This is a genomic window from Olivibacter sp. LS-1, from assembly GCF_008245145.1.
Lineage (GTDB): Bacteria > Bacteroidota > Bacteroidia > Sphingobacteriales > Sphingobacteriaceae > Olivibacter > Olivibacter oleidegradans.
On record NZ_CP041643.1, the window covers coordinates 5,424,017 to 5,441,855 of the forward strand.

Consider the following 17,839-nt stretch of genomic DNA (forward strand, 5'->3'; position numbering starts at 1 on the left):
TCTGTCTGCCTTTCTTCGAAAGTTTAACAGGACTTTTAAACAAAGTAGATTAACTGATATTCTTTACTTTTACAGTAATTTTTCCGTACGGGATTACAATAAGAAACAGCTATGCAATACGAAGCCAAATACATAACGGATGATATCAAACTTTCCTGTTACGAGGATAAGTTTTTCAAATCAGACATTCTGTTTGAGCACCATATGCTGATCTGGTTCATTTCGGGCGAAACAAAAATTGTTCTGGCAGATGCGACTTATATTTTTAGAGAGGGTGATATTTTCCTGATTCCAAGAAACCAGCTCGCAACCATCATTAATTATCCCAAAGACGGCAAACCGCATCAGACAGTCGTGATGCATCTTTCCACAGCGAGATTAAGGGATTTTTATGCCAATCAGAATGGAGTTGCCAAAATCTTGGAACCGCCGAAAATCTATCATTTCAACAATCATCCGCTGCTGGAAAGTTGTTTATCTTCCCTGGTCCCGTATTTTGAAATGAACGAGCTGCCGGAGCATATCGCGTCATTAAAAATTACGGAGGCCATTAGTATCATGAGGGCGATTGACAAAAGCATAGACAACATACTGACCAATTTTGAAGAACCGGGAAAAATTGATCTGACCGACTATATGGAAAAGAACTTTATGTTTAACCTTCCCCTGGAAAAATTCGCTTACCTGACTGGGAGAAGCCTCACTACCTTTAAAAGAGACTTCAGCAAAGTGTTTCATACTACCCCACAACGGTGGCTCACGCAAAAGCGGCTGGAATTGGCACATTACCAGTTTACGGAAAAACAGAAGCGCCCGATTGACGTCTGTTACGAAACAGGCTTTGAAAACCTGTCGCACTTTTCATACGCATTTAAGAAACATTTTGGCTATGCCCCAACTGAATTGCTGAACCAACCTGCCAAGCCCGCCGCAAACTTTAAATCCACGCCCGAACATTGAAACTTAAAATAATGCAAAGAGACAAGGGTTTGCCAAGGAAAACAAACGGGAATACCTGTTAAGCGACTTCTTAATAGACATGTTTTAACATCTCTGGAACCTTACTTAAAGGGTGAGCCGAACATCAAAATTTACAGTGCAATATAATTACCATTCAATCCGAAAGAATGATACTGGCAAAAGGATATGCTACTGAAAGCAGTAAATGGGATGAGCACTTACAGTTAACAATCGCCCAACTTGAGGGGTAACTTGGGTATAAAAATTCCGGGCATATCCCGTCCAGTTGTTTTAGATTCTCATAAGTTATAATTGTAAAATTTAAAGGTGCTCTCCTTAAATCCTACTTCCTCATAAAGCTTTTGCGCAGGGTTGTCTTTCGCCGTACTCAATGAAATTCGTGCACACTTCTGCTCTGTACAGAATTCAATAGCTTTACCCATCAGTAGCTTCGCGACACCTTTTCCTCGCTCAGACTCCAATACGTATAGATCGTTTAAAATAAAAACCTTTTTTAATGATGCGGATGAGAAGCTTGGATATAATTGAACAAAGCCGATTATTCGTCCATCCTTTTTTGCGTAAAATAGAGTTGACTCCTCGTTTTCGAGGCGCGCTCTTAAAAATTCAATCGCTGCCGACCTGTCCTTCCTCATCCCATAGAATTCTCTGTAAAGCGAAAACAGTGGTTCTATTTTCTCCACATCAACAACTAATGCGCGTATAATAGCGGTATTATCCATTCTATATTTTTATAATTCTACATTAACCTTCGATACGAGGGAATCTTATTGTTTTTCCATGATCCTTTTTAATGCAGGTTCAATTGCTAAAATATGACCATGTCCAAAAACCAACATTACTTTATTATGCATCAGGATCAAATTTTAAAGTACTTAACTGAGTAATGACCTTTGTTAATGCAAGATACAAGTATTTTTAAAACATATTGTTTTATGTTTAACGAATGCTGACCCGTAGGTCGAAGAAGCGTATGGCTCTGAATAAAGCTACCTGATAATTATTAAATGTAAGCGCAAAGATGTTATAAGTTACATTACATTGGATATGTATCTTTATCAAAAGTAATCATTATATTGTATCGACTGACAGATACCACTCAAAAACGATAAAAATGAATTTATATATAACCAAGGATTCCTAAGGAGTAGCTCAAGTAGAGTAACTGGAAAACAAACACCATGAACGTTTTTTTACACTTTTATAAGCGGGTTTTCGTTGCGAATTTTTCCTTTGCATTTGTCTTTTCGACATTTGCATATTCAGCTCCGGATTTGGCGCTGAGGGTTTTCGTTATATCATTTCCTACTTTTGCTTACGGGCTTACCTTATTTTTCTTTTGAGAGATACAAATACCAGTATTACATGTACAGAAATTTAGGGTATAAAAAAACGCGATTAATACTCTTTGGCTTTTTCACAAACTGCATTATTGCATTACTTATGTATACTGTATTCAGCTTTCTTTTATGATGAACAAGCTAGAAATTGACTCTATTCAGCTCCATGTTGGTAATCATAGGCAACTCTTAACGGATTGCTATTTGAGTTGTTCTTCGGAAGAAATTATTGGGATATTGGGTCGGAATGGCAGCGGTAAATCTTCGCTGTTTGAAATCATCTTTGGCACGCTTGAACCATCCAATAAATTTATCAGAATTAATGGACAGGTATGTAAAACTCCGTTTGCAAAGAAATTGGTGGGGTATATTCCGCAGACATCCATTTTTCCGAAAGACGCCACCGTTCAGAAACTGTTGAAGTTTTTACTTAATAGCAACCGTTTTGAAGACCTCAAAAAAAATAAAAGGATTGAGTCGATTCTTTTCTCAAAAATCCGACATCTTTCCGGTGGAGAATTAAAATACCTGGAAGTATCCACCATACTGCATATGGACCATCCTTTTGTGTTACTGGACGAACCTTTTTCCGGAATTGAACCGATATTTCAATCGGAAATCCAAGATTTGCTTACGCGTAATCCGTATAAGAAGGGAATCTTGGTAAGCGATCACAATTTCCGAAACATAATGGATGTAAGCAACAAGCTCTTTTTACTAAACGATGGGGCTTTGGTGAAAATAACGAAAAGTGTTGAACTGGAATATCTTGGCTATGTCCCCAAGGGCACATTTTCTGAAGATTGAACTATCCGCTGCTGTGTCGTTTAAGGTAACCATCCATAACTATTTCTGAAATAAATTTTCAGCAAAAAAACATCAAGATTAAAAATGGGCAAAAGGTTGCAATAAGGCTTTACGGTCGCTTTATGATTTTTTGGCAATGTTTACAGAAATTTCTGTAATTTTATCGCTAAGCACAGTATTTGGTATTTGTTAATGAATATTCGATCATTTTGCAAGCAGAAACCATACCTTTCGCTTCCTTTTGTATACTTCTCTTATCCCGAACTCACGCTAATAAAAATTTGAATGAGGTTAAAAACTTTTGATGCGTCATCATTAACACCGACGGAAATGCAAGGTTATTTGCACTATGCCGTTGCACCCCGGCCAATATGTTTTGCATCCACTATTAATAAAAACGGCGACGTTAATTTAAGTCCGTTTAGTTTTTTTAATGTGTTTAGTATCAATCCTCCGATATGCGTTTTTTCGCCAACAAGCAGAGCGCGGGATAATACCACTAAGCATACGCTTGAAAACGTTTTGGAAATACCTGAATGTGTGATTAATATGGTGAACTATGATATCGTTCAACAGACCTATTTAACCAGTTTAGATTATCCAAAAGGAGTAAATGAGTTTTCGAAAGCGGGGTTTACCGAATTGGCCTCGGAGACGGTAAAGCCGCCCAGGGTAGCGGAATCGACCGTTCAATTGGAATGTGCAGTGAATGAGGTGATATCGCTGGGAAAAAATGGAGGAGCAGGTAATTTGATTATCGCAGAGGTGAAACGGATGCATATCTATGAAGGTATTTTGGATGCAAATGGCAAAATAGACCCTCATAAAATAGATTTGGTGGCTCGTTTAGGCGGTGATTGGTATTGCAGGGTAACCAGCGATAATTTATTTAAAATTGCCAAACCGATCGATTATGCCGGAATAGGTATCGGCGTAGATGCTTTTCCTGAAGAGGTTAAAAACTCCAACGTATTAACCGGGAACAATTTAGGGTTATTGGGGCTTGTTAAAACGCTACCATCCGATGAGGAGGTGGAAGCCTTTCGCAAAACCGATGAAATGAAAGAACTGCTTGATGATACCGCCGACCGCCACAACCGCACCACACGTCTGCATTTAAAAGCCAAGCATTTGTTAGATAACGGCCGTGTAATGGATGCATGGAAAGTGTTGTTGATGTAGTTTGTACTCTTCCATTTCGAACGGGGGAGAGCTAAATATCCAATAGGGGTAATATTGAAAGAAAAATTATGAGTAGATCCTCTATGGCGAATAGCTCAGGTTACGCGCCGGTGAAACACGGATGTAATTCCGGCGCGACCAAAAGAAGATCAAGTATTTGTCAGAGCAGGTTTTCTTGTGCCGCCTGATAAACGGTTCTTATCGAAGGTTGAAAGCCCAAGCTACGGGCGAGCGAGGCATCGGCATGAAGATACCAAGGGTTTATCAACGGCTCTGCGGATGAAGTCATCGTTTCGCCAACAAGTTGCAAGAGCTCGTATAATGTCGTTGGGGCCTCATCTGCGATATTGACCACTCGCCCATCCATGATCCCTTGCAAAGCCATGATGATAGCCGTGTATATATCGCGATGGTGGATGGTGCTCATCCGCATAGCCGGATGAAATTTTGCAGCAACCACATGTTTAGGTAATTCTTCCAGGTGGCCGTCACCATCACCATAAACAAATGGGAAGCGCAGAACAGACCAATTCAATCCGCTTTCACTCAACTCATTTTCCGCAGCAACTTTGCTAGCCGGATAGGCATGTTGCGGGTTAAGCGCATCATCCTCCCGACCGGGGTGTGGGCTATTTATATCGTAAACATGGCTGGTACTTGCAAATATGAAACGGGCATCAGGAGCGTTGCTCTTTACGGCATCAATGAGATTGCGCGTACCCTCCAGATTACTTTTCCAGATCAGGTCCATATCCGTTGACCGGAACACGGCTGCCAGGTGAATAACAGCTACGGCGTCTTTTACAGCTTCTTGAAGTGTCGCTGGATCAAACAAGTCGCCTTGCACAGCCGTTACTCCGGTCGCGACTTCTTTGCCACGTACCAGTGCAAAACAATCATATCCCGCTTTAACAAGGCGAGGCAAAAGCCTTGACCCAACTAACCCGGTTGCACCGGTTAGCAATATTTTACCAAATTGTTTGTCCATAATTAAATCGTTTTGGACAAAAGTGCGGCTAATGTACTAGTAAGATTCGGACAAAAACCGCTTTTACAAGGACAAATCCCGGTAAAAAGCGGCTATCGTTTTACCTGTTAGCTTTTTGAACAGACGCGAAAAATAACTCGGGTCATTAAAGCCGAGCTCAAATGCCAGTTCCTTTACCGATGTATTTTGGTTATTATACATTCTGCGTCTGGCCTCCATGATCAAACGGTCTGTGATGAATTCCTTAGGTGAAACGCCGGAATGCTGTTTTACGATTCTATACAAACAATCTGTGCTTAAGGCCAGCTTATCGGCGATCTCCGTGATGGCAGGTTGATCAGTAAGATTATCTTCTACAAATAGTTTGAACCCTAAAAACTTATCAAGACCCGCTGCCGTGTGCTTCTTATGTAATGCATAATAAGCGGCGTTTATTTCTGTAAGCAGGCTGTTCAGGTAAGCCAGAATCAGCTCCGGATCATTGTCGGCAGTACGTAGCAGTTCGTTCAAAATCTTAAACGTATTCCGAAGTCTAAGTGCAGCATCGGGTGGAAAACTGATTTTTTGCCGGTTCAGAGGGTTGAGCAAAAAAGGGAACTTTTTCGGCAATCGCGAAAGGCACTCATCGTCAAACCCCAATTTATAATAGTCTGCGCTATGGCCGGTTGTAGGCAGTTGCCTAAGTTGGTGGGGTAACGCAAAAAAAAGCTCATGTTCGCCTACTTCGACCGTTTTCCCGTCTATGACCTCTTGGCTGTTCCCGCGCAGCACGAAAAGAAAGAAATAATAAGGTAGCCGTTGAGCAGAACCGTATTGAACCGCCATCTCTGATGATATATGGCCAAACTCCGGAGAAACGATACGTATAGAGAGCTCTTTGTTCTGGCTCAGATTTTCAGGAAAAGTATTAAGGGGCATAGTTTCTAACGATCACCTTTAAGCGAATTTACCAATTAATCTTTATATTTCAATATAAGTGAGGTTGGAACCATTATTCAATTAACTTTTATTCTGTAACTATACTCCCGTCCCAATCTCCTCCATTCGGAACAGAAGTGTGTTGGTGAATTAAAAGCCATTCATTCTTTTCGTCTTTTTTGAAACAGTCTGTTTCTCGGAATAATAAGGTCTTCTTAACATCATTTACGAGTACAATTTCTGCTTTTTGAATGGTGCATACAATGCCAATATCCTTGCTTAGAAATGTGTCCGTGTGAAGAATAGAAATTTTACACGATTTAAAGTTGCTAAAAGTAGTATCTAATTTTTTTATAGCAGGTTGAATACCGCGCGAAGCAAAAGGTGGGATATCGTACCATAAGGCATTTGTTGCCCAATTTTTTGTGCTTTCTAATCCTGATGTAGATTTTGTCATTGTTTCCACCATGGAAACAAGAATTTCTTTATCATCTTTTCTAATCATTATCAATTATCTTTTACAGTTAATAGTGCAAATATATTAGCAAGAAAGTATACATTTGATACCTATATACAAAAGGATACTTAATTTATGACAAAAGAAGAAGAAAACCTGTTTCAAGAGAATATCAGGGCGGTACAAGATACAATGTATGTAATTGGTGGTAAATGGAAATTACCAATCATCCTATCTATTTATAAGGGTAACAAGCGTTTTAATGACATAGCTAATTCTATTCCGAAAATTACAAATCGCGTTTTGTCGAAAGAGTTGAAACATTTGGAGGATAATTTTTTGATTAAAAGAACCCTCGTGAACGAATACCCGGTTAAAATCGAATATTCCGTTGTAGACTATACATTTTCGCTTCACGATATTATAAGGCCAATGGAAGTTTGGGGTAAAAAGCATAAAGAGAAAATCAGAAAGGAGTTATAATATTATCAGTTTTTATCTCTTTACTTATTATTACCAAATAGTTTAAATCGGAATCATTCAAGATACGTTCCAACTCCTATCCATTTCAGCTTTTTAGGGGCATTAAGCAAGATTTCAAATGGAGAAGAAAGTTATTATTACTTCTCATTTCTAAAAACAAATATCGAACAAACTGCTGCTATCAAAATACTAGCGCCAAATAGCTGAAATGCGCTATCCAGACCGATATTGACGATCAGGCTCAATACGAGACTTCCCAGACCGTAACCTGTGAAAAGGGAAAAAGCGAAAAGTCCGGTAGCAATGCCTTTTTTGGAACTGAATGTAGTGACAATGGCAGCAAACAAAGGATGGGATAAGTCAAATCCTAAAGATAGCAATGCTACTAAAACATGGGATGCGGCAAGGCTGAAATTCTGGCTTAGTAGCAGCACGGTTATACCGCTTAGCGCTAAGCCCACAGGTATTATCTTATTTCTTCCGTAGCGGTCAGCTAACCTGCCCAACAATGGACCCAACAACAGCCCCGGAATACCATAACCTAATAAGGCAAGACCGATCTGAAATTCGTTCAACCCATAATTCTTATAGAAGAAATAACCCAACCACGCAAAAATACCACTATGGAACATACCGTTGAACATTACATAAAGATAGGTCCGCTTGGCCCTTCCGGTCGACAAAATACTCTGGATAGACAGTATAATATTATCCCTTTTTTTTACCGCAGCTTTGGTTTTTCCGAAGATGTTCTTTTGCTGCATCAATATCAGAACCAAAATAGCCAATCCGATAGCTGCAACTTCCGCAAAAAGCCATTGCCAACCTATCAGGGAAGTAATTAATGCCCCTGTGGTGGCTCCAAATGCCGTACCGCCTGCCATGGCGCCGAAAAAAACGCCGAGGGCGTGACCCCGCTTTTCGTAAGGATAGGAATCACCGATCCAACTAATGGTTGTAGGAGCAACACCTGCAGCACCAATTCCTGTCAATAACCTTAGGAAAATCATCTGGTTGACTCCGTTTACAAAAGCAGTCGACAAGGTAAATAAGCAAAACATAAAAAGGCTAAATACGATAATCCGGAACCTACCGAAGCGGTCGCTAAGTGATGCATATACCAATGTGAACAGTCCATACCCGAGTAAGTAGGCAGGTTCGATAAAACTGACGTGACGGACAGTAGTACCGAACTGCTCGGAAAGCATGGGCAGTAGCGGTGCGACCATAAAGCCTTGAAAAATGATAATGAAAGTAGCCAGTGATACGATATAGACTGGTAGCATAGACGCCTGTACGGCTGTTTCGCCGCTTTTATTTAATTTGCTCATTCTTTTCTTTATTGTAATCGCCCAAATTTCGGGAGGATGAAAAGAATATCGCTTATACCAATTCAGGTGATGATTGGACTTTTTATCGATTTTGGCTTTAGAGTGGGCGTCGCATGAGTTGAAGGGCATCATCGCGGTAAGCCGTGGGTGTGATACCCGTCATTTTCTTAAAAAACCGGTTGAAATAAGGTGCTTCATTGAATTGTAGCAGGTCAGCTATTTCCGATACCTGAAGATCCGTATGTGTCAACAGGCTTTTTGCCTCCAGCAATATCTGTTCATGGATATGGTGCAACGCGGTGTGCCCAGTATACTTCTTGACAAGAAAGTTCAAATGACTGGGTGTGAGGTGTAGTTCATCTGCAATATTTTTTACGGTTGGTTTGTGCTCTTTTCTTTTGCTTGGTGCATCGATAGAATAACTATCCAACACTTTCCTGAACCTGATCATAAGGGATGCCTGTTTTAACTGAAAATCTGTTTTTGCCTCTTTGTCTTTATAGTACAGGCGACGGACACTAATAAGCAGCACCCTTAACAGCGGTTGTATCATTTCAAAATTATCCGCATGACCGGATTTCATCTCGCTGAGCAACGTTTCGGCTATATGTCCTACGGCATCCATATCTTCCTGCGATACCCTTAAAATTGAATTGGCTCCGTTCATGAAGAAGGGAAAGTCTTTTTCAAACCTCGGCCCTAGCGGGTCGATTTCCGCAAATTCCGGCGTAAAACAAATGAGGTAGCCATATATGGTTTCCACACGTTGCCAGCTTTCTATCTTGCCCGGATACGCAAAATAGATAGAGTTTGAGGATGTACTTACGGTTTCGTCGGGCAACAGGAATCGGAGCCCCGGTGTTTTGCAAATGACAAGCCGAAAAAAATTTCCACGAAAGAGCGGCATGAACAATAACTTATCTTTTGATTGGTCTTCCATCCGCATAATCGTAAAAAAATTATTCTCAGCCTTCCCGATCCGAAAAGTATCGTAGAAGTCGCTGATTTTATCGAGCCAGGGAATATAGACTTTGGTATTTGGCATAAACTAAAAAGACCACCGTAAATTTAAGTAAAAATTCCTCGTCGGATGTAATTAGGTCTGAAAGCGATGCTCTCAAAAAGTATCCCATTGATGGTTGAGTTAAATGGTATGTCGTTGGACAAGGCAATCTGGTATGCAGATGATGATGGATTTTCGCGGCCAGTTTCTCCAAAGAATTCACTAAATCATCCCTTGATTTGCTTACAAGCTTCAGGGATTTGCATACACGCGCGCAAGTTGGTTTACCGACCTTTGGATCATGGAAATTAAACAAATTGCATTGGGCAGCCAGGGTTTGGTTGTGCCGATGGTCGGCCTGGGCTGTATGGGTATGACGGGTTTTGAAGAAGGCCATATGTACGGGCCTGCGGATGAGCAGGAAGCGATCGCGACGATTCACCGTTCGCTCGAGCTGGGCGGCAATTTCTTGGATACTGCCGATCTGTATGGACCGCTGAAAAACGAGCAGCTCATTGCGAAGGCAATCAACGGTAAACGCGATCAGTATATTCTGGCCACCAAGTTTGGCTGGGAGATCGATGACAACAATAAAGTGACTTGGGCCATCAATGGTAAAAGGGATTATGTAAAGAAATCTTTAGAGCGTTCGCTGAAGAATCTCGATACGGATTACATCGATTTGTATTACCTACACCGTCTGGATAAAAATACGCCGATCGAGGAAACGGTGGAAGCCATGGCCGAGCTGGTTAAAGAAGGTAAAGTAGGTTATATCGGTCTGTCGGAAGTATCGTCTGAAACGGTTAAGCGTGCGCATGCCGTACACCCTATCACCGCAGTACAAAGCGAGTATTCTTTATTTGAACGAACGGTGGAAGAACGCGGAGTGTTAGCGACATTAAAGGAACTGGGTATCGGGTTTGTAGCTTACTCACCATTGGGCCGTGGCTTTTTATCGGGACAGATCAAAAGCATCGATGACCTGCCGGAGAACGATTTCCGCAGAGCGATTCCGCGTTTCCAAGGCGAGATGTTTAATAAGAATCTTGAATTGGTCAAGGCAATTGAAGCCATAGCTGAAGAAAAGAACGTAACTTCTTCGCAGCTGGCTTTGGCCTGGATCATGAGCAAGGGAATTTTACCGATCCCGGGAACAAAACGCAGAAAGTACCTGGAGCAAAACCTTGCGGCAACTACCATTGAGTTAACGGAGGCGGATCTTTCGCAATTGGAAAGCATCGTACCTTTGGGTACGGATACGGGTGCACCTTACGATGAGTTCAGTATGGGTTTAATTGATTAATTTTGTGTATGAACGCAATTAACTCCATATCAGAATTTCACCGACTCCTGTCATTACCCGAACCTCGCCACCCGCAGGTGAGCGTGATCAATCTGGCGGAAAGTGTTTTTTTGGAAGACGATATCTGGAAAGGTTTCGTTAACCGCTTTTATTGCGTGGCGCTCAAACGCGACGCCAAAGGCAAGATCAGGTACGGGCAGCAGCATTATGATTACGATAAAGGCGTATTGAGTTTTACCGCACCTAACCAGGTGCAACAGCTGGACCTGCAAAATATGGAATGCGGGTCTGGTTATCTGCTGATCTTTCACCCGGACTTCCTGCTAGGGCATACGCTGGCGAACAGCATTCATCACTACGGTTTTTTTGATTATGCGGTTAATGAAGCGCTGCACCTGTCGGCCGAGGAAGAAGACGACCTGATCACGATCTTCCATAAAATTGAGAGGGAGTGCCGTCATATCGATAAGCATACGCAGGAGATCATTCTGACGCATATCGAGAGCCTGCTAAAATATTCCAACCGTTTTTATGAACGGCAGTTTTTGACCCGCAAAAATAATAATTCAGCGCTGCTGACCCGGTTCGAGCAGTTGATCGATGATTATTATAACAACGGGGTACAGGGTTTGCTTACGGTACAATATATTGCTGCACAGATGAACCTGTCGCCAAACTACCTGAGCGACCTGCTTCGGGTTCATACCGGACAGAACACACAGCAGCATATTCATGAAAAATTGATCGCGAAAGCTAAAGAAAAACTCTCCACGACCAATCTTTCTGTTAGCGAAATTGCCTATGCATTGGGCTTTGAGCATGCGCAATCCTTTAGCACGCTTTTTAAGAAGAAGACGAATTTATCGCCGCAGGCATTTCGGCAGACTTTTAACTGATTACCGGATTTTACGTATATTAATGATCTAGTATCGAAAGTTGACAGCGTTAAAATGTAAGATTTGTATGAGAATCAACTTTTTATCAAATGCAGCTGAACGGAATTATCACGGAGCTCGGAACCGGCTAGCTTAAATCTTAAATTAAGGTTGCTATTATCAGTGCCGAGACTACCACCGTGGGCAGTAATTATCGGACTAATGTTAAAATATATATCCGTTACAAAATTACCCTCTAGGAAAGCATTAAATGTGCCTGTTCCCCCCCCGATTGCAATTTCTGTAAATCCCTTTTTCGAAAAATAGTCGATTGCTTCTGTAGGTTTATTTACTACGGGATATGTAGATGAAATAAAAGATTTATCAGCTAATACGACAATTTCGACATTTTTGAATAACGCTTTTACATGATCGGGAAACTTCTCAAAGTTCTCAAAAGTTCTTGCTCCAATAACCAGGTTCCCGATCTGATTGACCAACTTCAGATAAAAATCCATCGTCTCCTGTGGTAGTTGATGGTGCGGGTGATCTGACACCAACACTTTTCCATTTGCAGCGATATTTGCAACGATTATTATTTTCATAACTCTTATATTTTAAGTTTTCAGCGCCAAAACTATTGGATAATTACTTTATATTTGATATTCATTACCTTTAGGAAAGTAACTATATGCAATGTAATGAAAGGGAACCTTCAAAAGAGAGCATGCTAGCATTGCGGGATGCGATTGAACTGCTTGGCGGAAAATGGAAAATTTGTATTCTTCGAAATTTATCGTTCGGTGAAATGCGTTTTAAAGACTTGCAGCAAATGGTGGTAGGGATTTCCCCTAAAATTTTATCGAAAGAATTACTGCATCTGGAACAAAACTTATTGATTACGAGAACGGTTAATAACACAAGACCTGTTACGGTTTCCTATGCTATTACAGACCATGCCCTACAGACGCTGCCTGTAATTAATGCTTTACTTGAATTTGGATTGAAGCACAGAAAAAAAATAAAGACAGGTTAAATCTTAAACAATTTATGCTTGAAATGCGAAGCCCAGCCCGCTTAGCATTTATATATTATACAATAGATGGAAATGAAGTCATTTTTACTAATCGGCCAATCGAATATGGCAGGACGTGGATTTACACATGAAGTACCTTCGATTTACAATGAGCGAATTATGATGTTGCGAAATGGCAGATGGCAAATGATGACTGAACCTATTCATTTTGACAGACCAATTGCCGGCGTCGGGTTGTCGGCATCATTTGCAGAGGCATGGTGTAGCGATCATGAAGGAGAAAAAATTGGTCTCATTCCATGTGCAGAGGGAGGCAGCTCGATTGATGAGTGGTCGATAGATGGGACATTATTTCGCCATGCAATCAATGAAGCCAAATTCGCAATGGAAGATAGCGAATTAGCGGGCGTATTATGGCACCAAGGGGAAAGTGATAGTCACGATGGAAAACACAAGGTGTACCGTGAGAAAATATCGCGGATATTTGATGAAATAAGAAGAGCGTTATCAGCGCCTAGTATTCCATTTATTATAGGCGCATTGGGCGATTACTTGGGTAAGGTAGCATTTGGAGCAGGGTGTATAGAATACAAACTCATTAATGAAGAACTGCAAAAATATGCAATGGATAACAAAAACTGCTATTACGTAACTGCTGAAGGACTTACAGCCAACCCGGACGGTATCCATCATGATGCGATGTCACAACGCATATTTGGTATAAGGTACTATGAAGCGTATCTTAAAAACAAACATATATATGAACCGTTACCAAATGAAAAAGAACTAGTGGAAAGGTGTCATAATAGGGTGAATACTTTAACGGAAAAAAGGTATATGGCACTGGAAAAGTTCACCTTAGGAGAGATTACTTATGAAGAGTTGATGAAGACTTTTTCATAGGGAATATATCAACGTTTTATTACCGGATTTATGAGGACTGATCTAACTTCACTCCTAGCAGATTTCTCAACGGTGAGATATTTTTTAAGCGTCTTATTTTGACGGTCTTGCATATTTCTTATCTTTGAGATACATGATGATGTCGACTGTACTTCTCTATCACATGGGGCCGCAGCACACATAGATTACATATCGAGCTGTTTTATAAAATGTCGTAATTGTAAGCATTAACAAAGTTTGAAAATTGAAAGGAAGTAGATTAAAACCGGCTCAAAAAATTGCCGAATATGTTGACGAAATTCTCATCATTGAAAATTACGATGTTAAAGACAATTTCTCGCTGCCTCTTTTTGCAAATGGCAAACCGACGCTACTTTTTCAAAATACGTTAGGCACGATTAACAACACCAAAAATTATTTAACTCTTTTTGGACAGACGGTCCTTCCTGAAAAAATCACATTCTCCGACAACTTTATACTTATTGCCTACTTTTTTAAGCCGTTTTCTTTAAAGGCCCTGTTTGGCTTTTCTGCCCAAGAATTTACAGACAATCCTATTAACTTAAATTTAGTAGACTACAAAGTAGCGAGTGAGCTACAGGAAAAATTACTAAATGCTCTATCCATTCAGGCAATGTTGACCATTTTGGATGGTTTCATTTTCGGTCTTATTAATAAAATACAAATTTCCAATAAACTTATTGATTATGCTACGAAGCTAATTGCTGAAAATCCTTCAAAACAGATTTTAGCAAAAGCTCAAAACGAGATTTTTGTAACAGAACGGACTTTTCAGAGAATGTTTAAAAAGGAGGTAGGGATTTCACCAGATCAATATCGAAGAATAGCCCAGTTCAATTCTGCCTTTCAGCAACTAAATACCGGACTGTTTAAACAGCTGACTGATATCGTATTTAATAATGGTTACGCTGATCAAAGCCACTTTATAAGAACATTCAAGGAGTTTACAAATTTAACACCTAAAGCGTATCTGAACTTAGGTAAGCAATAAGATATTTTGTCGGGATCATTCTATTTTGAGGTATTGCGGCATCCTACATTTGCAATATCAAAACTTTAAAAATTTATTTGAAATGAAAAATCCGATTTATCCGTGCTTGTGGTTTGACGGGCAAGCACAAGAGGCAGCTAAGTTTTATTGCTCAATTTTTCCAAATTCAAAAATCACAGCTGACAATCAGATGGTGGTAACGTTTGAATTGGGCGGAAAAAAGTTTATGGGTTTAAATGGCGGACCAAATTTTACATTCAATGAAGCCGTATCCTTTGTTATTGACTGTGACACACAGGAGGAAATTGACCATTATTGGGAAAAATTGACATCCGGGGGTGGGCAAGAAGGAAATTGTGGTTGGCTGAAGGATAAATATGGAATGTCATGGCAGGTAGTTCCTACAGTTTTACCGAAACTGTTGAGTGATCCTGAAAAATCGCAGAAAGTACTGGACGCTTATTTAAAAATGAAAAAGTTTGACATTAAGACTTTGGAGGAAGTTTAAAACGGTTATATGTTACAATGCATTGGCGAAGTGACCGAATCTGCTACTTCGCCAATTTGTTATTCAAACGACCTTGGGTTCGACCGAATGCTTTATAAGATCCGACCAATGAAAATATTTATTAACAGAATATTTCTGTTACTTATTCTTCAATTTCTGTAAACGTTCTTTTGCTGAAGGAATGACGTCATCATCTTCTTCATAGTTTTTAATCACGCTTTCCAACGTCTTCCTCGCTTGGAGCTTATCGCCCTTGCCCGCATAGGCATCCGCAAGCAGAATGAAGCTTTTGGCCACCCAATAATCATATGCACCCATGTTGTTGATCACATCAAAGGCTGTTTCCTGTGCTTTGTCGTATTCTTTGTCTTGATACTGCAGTTGCCCTATGCGGTACCTTGCCTCTGCACCGACTGCCGTTCGGCTCTTCAACGCCGCCTGATTCAGTTCATCCATGGCAGGTTCCACTTTCCCTTCCTGTAGCATGGCCCGTGCGCTGTATAAGTGTGCCTTGGCAATGTCCTCTTCAGACGACCGATCGTAATTCTTAATCAACTTCGCATACTTGGCCACCTGCTCGAAGTCGCCGATTTCGAAATAACAAATCATTAGGTTAGTTACCGCATAGCCATAGTTTTTTCTATATTCTGAAACGAGCTCCAGTTTTTTGAGATGCACGATGGCCTCGTTGTATTCCTTCAAGCTCAGGTATAAGGCAGCAACCGTTAGCAAGGTCTTCTCCGTATACTGGCTCGTCCAGTCGTTCAAGATAATGTTTAGGTCGTGCAGCGCTTCCTTCGGGTGCCCGGTATGGTACAAACTCACCCCGCGGATATAACGGGCATGTTTTTCCTGTATGGGTTTTGGGAATTTATCAAAATATGCATTAATCGCTTCCACAGCCGGTCCGTACTCTCCCCTGGTAAACAAGGAATTGGCCACCTGGAAAGCTAGGTTATCCTGCTCCGCAGTACTCAGATCACCGATATTGGCACCGGTTGCGTATTGAATATAACTCGAGGCATCCCCTTGATCCAGATAGATGTTTTCAATGGAACGCAGCGCCTGCTTTGCCTCTTCGGTTGTGGGATATTTCTCTACCACCCGCTGAAAGGTGGCCTTCGCGGCTTCAGTTTCATCTTTATTGTACTGAACAAGCCCGATGGTCATCAATGCCCGGGGGACATAGCTGCTGCGGGGGTATTGTTCGATCATCTGTTGCAACCCTTCGATGGCGGCATCGTAATCTTCGGTAATGAAATACGTGTATGGAACCTCAAAAGCCACGTCGTCTGCATAGTTCGAACCGGGGAATTGTTCGATAACGGACCTTAGGGTGCTGAGTTTTGCTTCATTGTCGCCCTGCAATCCCTGAATAATACCGCGCTGGAACAACGCGTAGTCCTGATTAGGAGCTTTGCTGTTGATCAGCTGGTCGTAGTATTCGTTGGCTCGGTCGTAATTGCGCAGGGACAGATACGAATCACCCAAACGGGCAATTACGTCATGACGCATATTTTCCTCTAGCGAACTTCCTTCGACAGCCAAAAAGCGTTCAAAATAATCGGCCGCTATGCTAAAGCTGTCGTTGCGAAACGCCGCATAAGCCAAGCCATAATTTGCATAATTGTATACATTTGTGTTTCGGGCGGCGGGCAACCGAAGGAACCGGGAAAAGTTTTCTACCGCCTCTCTGTACTTACGCACTTCATACATCGCCTCCGCTTTCCAGTACGTGGCCAACGCCGCCATTTCCGCATCGATTGGGAATTTTTCCGATCGCATGAACAGGGATATGCTGTTTTCGAAAGCGCGCTCATTATAAAACTCCAGTCCGCGGTAATACGTTACCTTTTGGTAGACCATATCGGCTTCCCGCCCCCTGCTTTTGAACGATTCCAGCATAGCTACCCCTGCATGGAAATTGCTCGTACCCGACAAGACCTCGGCCAACAGGGTTTCCACATTCTCTGTATTTTCAGCATCAGGTTTACGATCCGCATATTTCTGAGCGATATATTTCTGAAGGACCTCCTGAGCAACCTGGGCGGAGTCTAATTCATATAAGATTTTAGCATAATTAAACAGCCCATCTAATTTCAATGCCTGATCGAAATCCAGCCTGGACGCTTTCACGAACACATCCCGTGCACGTTGCGTATCGCCGGTTTCTACGGCAATATGGCCCAAAGTAATCAATGAGCCCTGATAAAAGGCATCCGGATCTGCCACTTTCTCCAGAATAGAGTTTGCTCTTTCGTATTCGCCTGCTAAATAGGCGATAGAGCCGATCCGGAAATTATCGATATTGCTGCGTGAAGCATCCGGATACCGTTCAATTAATTTAACGTAGTAAGCTTGTTTGAATTTGTTCTGTGCAAAATACGTGGCGGCAGCGATACCGCGCAGCTCGATTTCAAGCGCTTCGCGTTTGATATTCATATCCGGACTCCGACGGATCTTTACGGCATCGGCCAGCATCGGCCGGTAATCACGTACGACATCGATGGACCCCATAGGCGTAGATTGCCCTTCGTCTAGCTTTTCAGTGGCTTGCTGCTTCTCTTCCTGCTGTTCTTTTTCCTCCTGCGCATACCCCATAACTAGCAAGGCTGAAAAGGCTGCGGTAAGCAGGTATTTCAGGTAGTTATAACCGATCCTTTCTTTTGATATCATTGTTTGTCTGTATTTCTGAGCTCTTCCAACATT

At 41.4% G+C, this 17,839-nt stretch carries 18 protein-coding genes; 10 read left to right on the top strand and 8 right to left on the bottom strand.

From position 1 onward, the window contains the following. Positions 1-111: 111 nt before the first annotated feature. Positions 112-960 (top strand): AraC family transcriptional regulator, encoded by an 849-nt coding sequence (locus tag FKG96_RS22560; protein ID WP_149106176.1) that lies wholly within the window; start codon positions 112-114, stop codon positions 958-960. A gap of 299 nt (positions 961-1,259) precedes the next feature. On the opposite strand, the gene FKG96_RS22565 is transcribed toward FKG96_RS22560, so the two are convergent. Then, positions 1,260-1,703: a GNAT family N-acetyltransferase gene (locus tag FKG96_RS22565; RefSeq protein ID WP_149106177.1), complete on the bottom strand. Its 444-nt coding sequence runs from the start codon at positions 1,701-1,703 to the stop codon at positions 1,260-1,262. Between the two features lie 747 nt (positions 1,704-2,450). On the opposite strand from FKG96_RS22565, the gene FKG96_RS22570 reads away from it, so the two are divergent. Further along, positions 2,451-3,128, top strand: coding sequence for an ATP-binding cassette domain-containing protein (locus tag FKG96_RS22570; protein ID WP_149106178.1), 678 nt, complete (start codon positions 2,451-2,453; stop codon positions 3,126-3,128). A 285-nt stretch (positions 3,129-3,413) separates the two neighbouring features. Beyond that, positions 3,414-4,310 (top strand): flavin reductase family protein, encoded by an 897-nt coding sequence (locus tag FKG96_RS22575; protein WP_149106179.1) that lies wholly within the window; start codon positions 3,414-3,416, stop codon positions 4,308-4,310. A 160-nt stretch (positions 4,311-4,470) separates the two neighbouring features. Here FKG96_RS22575 and FKG96_RS22580 read toward each other — a convergent pair whose 3' ends face one another. The 3 genes from FKG96_RS22580 to FKG96_RS22590 form a co-directional block, all read right to left on the bottom strand. Further along, complete coding sequence (locus tag FKG96_RS22580) at positions 4,471-5,298, bottom strand: NAD(P)-dependent oxidoreductase (protein WP_013668198.1); 828 nt, start codon at positions 5,296-5,298, stop codon at positions 4,471-4,473. A 63-nt stretch (positions 5,299-5,361) separates the two neighbouring features. Beyond that, entirely contained in the window at positions 5,362-6,216 is an 855-nt protein-coding gene (locus tag FKG96_RS22585; RefSeq protein ID WP_149106180.1) for a helix-turn-helix domain-containing protein, read from the bottom strand. A gap of 88 nt (positions 6,217-6,304) precedes the next feature. Next, the gene (locus FKG96_RS22590) at positions 6,305-6,721 is read right to left on the bottom strand and encodes a hypothetical protein (protein ID WP_149106181.1); all 417 of its coding nucleotides are present in this window, start codon (positions 6,719-6,721) and stop codon (positions 6,305-6,307) included. A gap of 87 nt (positions 6,722-6,808) precedes the next feature. Here FKG96_RS22590 and FKG96_RS22595 point away from each other — a divergent pair, with 87 nt between their 5' ends. After that, on the top strand, positions 6,809-7,156 hold the full coding sequence (locus FKG96_RS22595; protein WP_013668201.1) for a helix-turn-helix domain-containing protein: 348 nt from the start codon (positions 6,809-6,811) through the stop codon (positions 7,154-7,156). 137 nt (positions 7,157-7,293) lie between these two features. Here FKG96_RS22595 and FKG96_RS22600 read toward each other — a convergent pair whose 3' ends face one another. Beyond that, entirely contained in the window at positions 7,294-8,487 is a 1,194-nt protein-coding gene (locus FKG96_RS22600) for an MFS transporter (protein WP_149106182.1), read from the bottom strand. Positions 8,488-8,584: 97 nt separating this feature from the next. Next, positions 8,585-9,532 carry an AraC family transcriptional regulator gene (locus tag FKG96_RS22605; RefSeq protein WP_149106183.1) on the bottom strand — a complete coding sequence of 316 codons (948 nt, stop codon included), beginning with the start codon at positions 9,530-9,532 and terminating at the stop codon, positions 8,585-8,587. 325 nt (positions 9,533-9,857) lie between these two features. Here FKG96_RS22605 and FKG96_RS22610 point away from each other — a divergent pair, with 325 nt between their 5' ends. After that, positions 9,858-10,796: an aldo/keto reductase gene (locus FKG96_RS22610; protein ID WP_246860319.1), complete on the top strand. Its 939-nt coding sequence runs from the start codon at positions 9,858-9,860 to the stop codon at positions 10,794-10,796. A gap of 8 nt (positions 10,797-10,804) precedes the next feature. Further along, positions 10,805-11,692: an AraC family transcriptional regulator gene (locus tag FKG96_RS22615; RefSeq protein WP_149106185.1), complete on the top strand. Its 888-nt coding sequence runs from the start codon at positions 10,805-10,807 to the stop codon at positions 11,690-11,692. Between the two features lie 74 nt (positions 11,693-11,766). On the opposite strand, the gene FKG96_RS22620 is transcribed toward FKG96_RS22615, so the two are convergent. Beyond that, positions 11,767-12,276 (bottom strand): dihydrofolate reductase family protein, encoded by a 510-nt coding sequence (locus tag FKG96_RS22620; RefSeq protein ID WP_149106186.1) that lies wholly within the window; start codon positions 12,274-12,276, stop codon positions 11,767-11,769. A gap of 86 nt (positions 12,277-12,362) precedes the next feature. Here FKG96_RS22620 and FKG96_RS22625 point away from each other — a divergent pair, with 86 nt between their 5' ends. The 4 genes from FKG96_RS22625 to FKG96_RS22640 all read left to right on the top strand — a co-directional run bounded on the left by FKG96_RS22625 (position 12,363) and on the right by FKG96_RS22640 (position 15,130). Next, complete coding sequence (locus FKG96_RS22625) at positions 12,363-12,707, top strand: helix-turn-helix domain-containing protein (protein WP_149106187.1); 345 nt, start codon at positions 12,363-12,365, stop codon at positions 12,705-12,707. A gap of 72 nt (positions 12,708-12,779) precedes the next feature. After that, the gene (locus tag FKG96_RS22630) at positions 12,780-13,610 is read left to right on the top strand and encodes a sialate O-acetylesterase (protein ID WP_149106188.1); all 831 of its coding nucleotides are present in this window, start codon (positions 12,780-12,782) and stop codon (positions 13,608-13,610) included. 244 nt (positions 13,611-13,854) lie between these two features. Beyond that, positions 13,855-14,622, top strand: a complete 768-nt coding sequence (locus tag FKG96_RS22635; RefSeq protein ID WP_149106189.1) for an AraC family transcriptional regulator — start codon at positions 13,855-13,857, stop codon at positions 14,620-14,622. Positions 14,623-14,704: 82 nt separating this feature from the next. Continuing rightward, positions 14,705-15,130: a VOC family protein gene (locus FKG96_RS22640; protein ID WP_149106190.1), complete on the top strand. Its 426-nt coding sequence runs from the start codon at positions 14,705-14,707 to the stop codon at positions 15,128-15,130. A 138-nt stretch (positions 15,131-15,268) separates the two neighbouring features. Here FKG96_RS22640 and FKG96_RS22645 read toward each other — a convergent pair whose 3' ends face one another. Next, entirely contained in the window at positions 15,269-17,806 is a 2,538-nt protein-coding gene (locus FKG96_RS22645; RefSeq protein WP_149106191.1) for a tetratricopeptide repeat protein, read from the bottom strand. Positions 17,807-17,839 lie beyond the last annotated feature (33 nt).

What these genes read in the sequence shown, in the direction of transcription:
- FKG96_RS22560 (WP_149106176.1), top strand. Translation starts at nt 112, where the DNA reads ATGCAATACGAAGCCAAATACATAACGGATGATATCAAACTTTCCTGT.
- FKG96_RS22565 (WP_149106177.1), bottom strand. Translation starts at nt 1,703, where the DNA reads ATGGATAATACCGCTATTATACGCGCATTAGTTGTTGATGTGGAGAAA.
- FKG96_RS22570 (WP_149106178.1), top strand. Translation starts at nt 2,451, where the DNA reads ATGATGAACAAGCTAGAAATTGACTCTATTCAGCTCCATGTTGGTAAT.
- FKG96_RS22575 (WP_149106179.1), top strand. Translation starts at nt 3,414, where the DNA reads ATGAGGTTAAAAACTTTTGATGCGTCATCATTAACACCGACGGAAATG.
- FKG96_RS22580 (WP_013668198.1), bottom strand. Translation starts at nt 5,298, where the DNA reads ATGGACAAACAATTTGGTAAAATATTGCTAACCGGTGCAACCGGGTTA.
- FKG96_RS22585 (WP_149106180.1), bottom strand. Translation starts at nt 6,216, where the DNA reads ATGCCCCTTAATACTTTTCCTGAAAATCTGAGCCAGAACAAAGAGCTC.
- FKG96_RS22590 (WP_149106181.1), bottom strand. Translation starts at nt 6,721, where the DNA reads ATGATTAGAAAAGATGATAAAGAAATTCTTGTTTCCATGGTGGAAACA.
- FKG96_RS22595 (WP_013668201.1), top strand. Translation starts at nt 6,809, where the DNA reads ATGACAAAAGAAGAAGAAAACCTGTTTCAAGAGAATATCAGGGCGGTA.
- FKG96_RS22600 (WP_149106182.1), bottom strand. Translation starts at nt 8,487, where the DNA reads ATGAGCAAATTAAATAAAAGCGGCGAAACAGCCGTACAGGCGTCTATG.
- FKG96_RS22605 (WP_149106183.1), bottom strand. Translation starts at nt 9,532, where the DNA reads ATGCCAAATACCAAAGTCTATATTCCCTGGCTCGATAAAATCAGCGAC.
- FKG96_RS22610 (WP_246860319.1), top strand. Translation starts at nt 9,858, where the DNA reads ATGGGTATGACGGGTTTTGAAGAAGGCCATATGTACGGGCCTGCGGAT.
- FKG96_RS22615 (WP_149106185.1), top strand. Translation starts at nt 10,805, where the DNA reads ATGAACGCAATTAACTCCATATCAGAATTTCACCGACTCCTGTCATTA.
- FKG96_RS22620 (WP_149106186.1), bottom strand. Translation starts at nt 12,276, where the DNA reads ATGAAAATAATAATCGTTGCAAATATCGCTGCAAATGGAAAAGTGTTG.
- FKG96_RS22625 (WP_149106187.1), top strand. Translation starts at nt 12,363, where the DNA reads ATGCAATGTAATGAAAGGGAACCTTCAAAAGAGAGCATGCTAGCATTG.
- FKG96_RS22630 (WP_149106188.1), top strand. Translation starts at nt 12,780, where the DNA reads ATGAAGTCATTTTTACTAATCGGCCAATCGAATATGGCAGGACGTGGA.
- FKG96_RS22640 (WP_149106190.1), top strand. Translation starts at nt 14,705, where the DNA reads ATGAAAAATCCGATTTATCCGTGCTTGTGGTTTGACGGGCAAGCACAA.
- FKG96_RS22645 (WP_149106191.1), bottom strand. Translation starts at nt 17,806, where the DNA reads ATGATATCAAAAGAAAGGATCGGTTATAACTACCTGAAATACCTGCTT.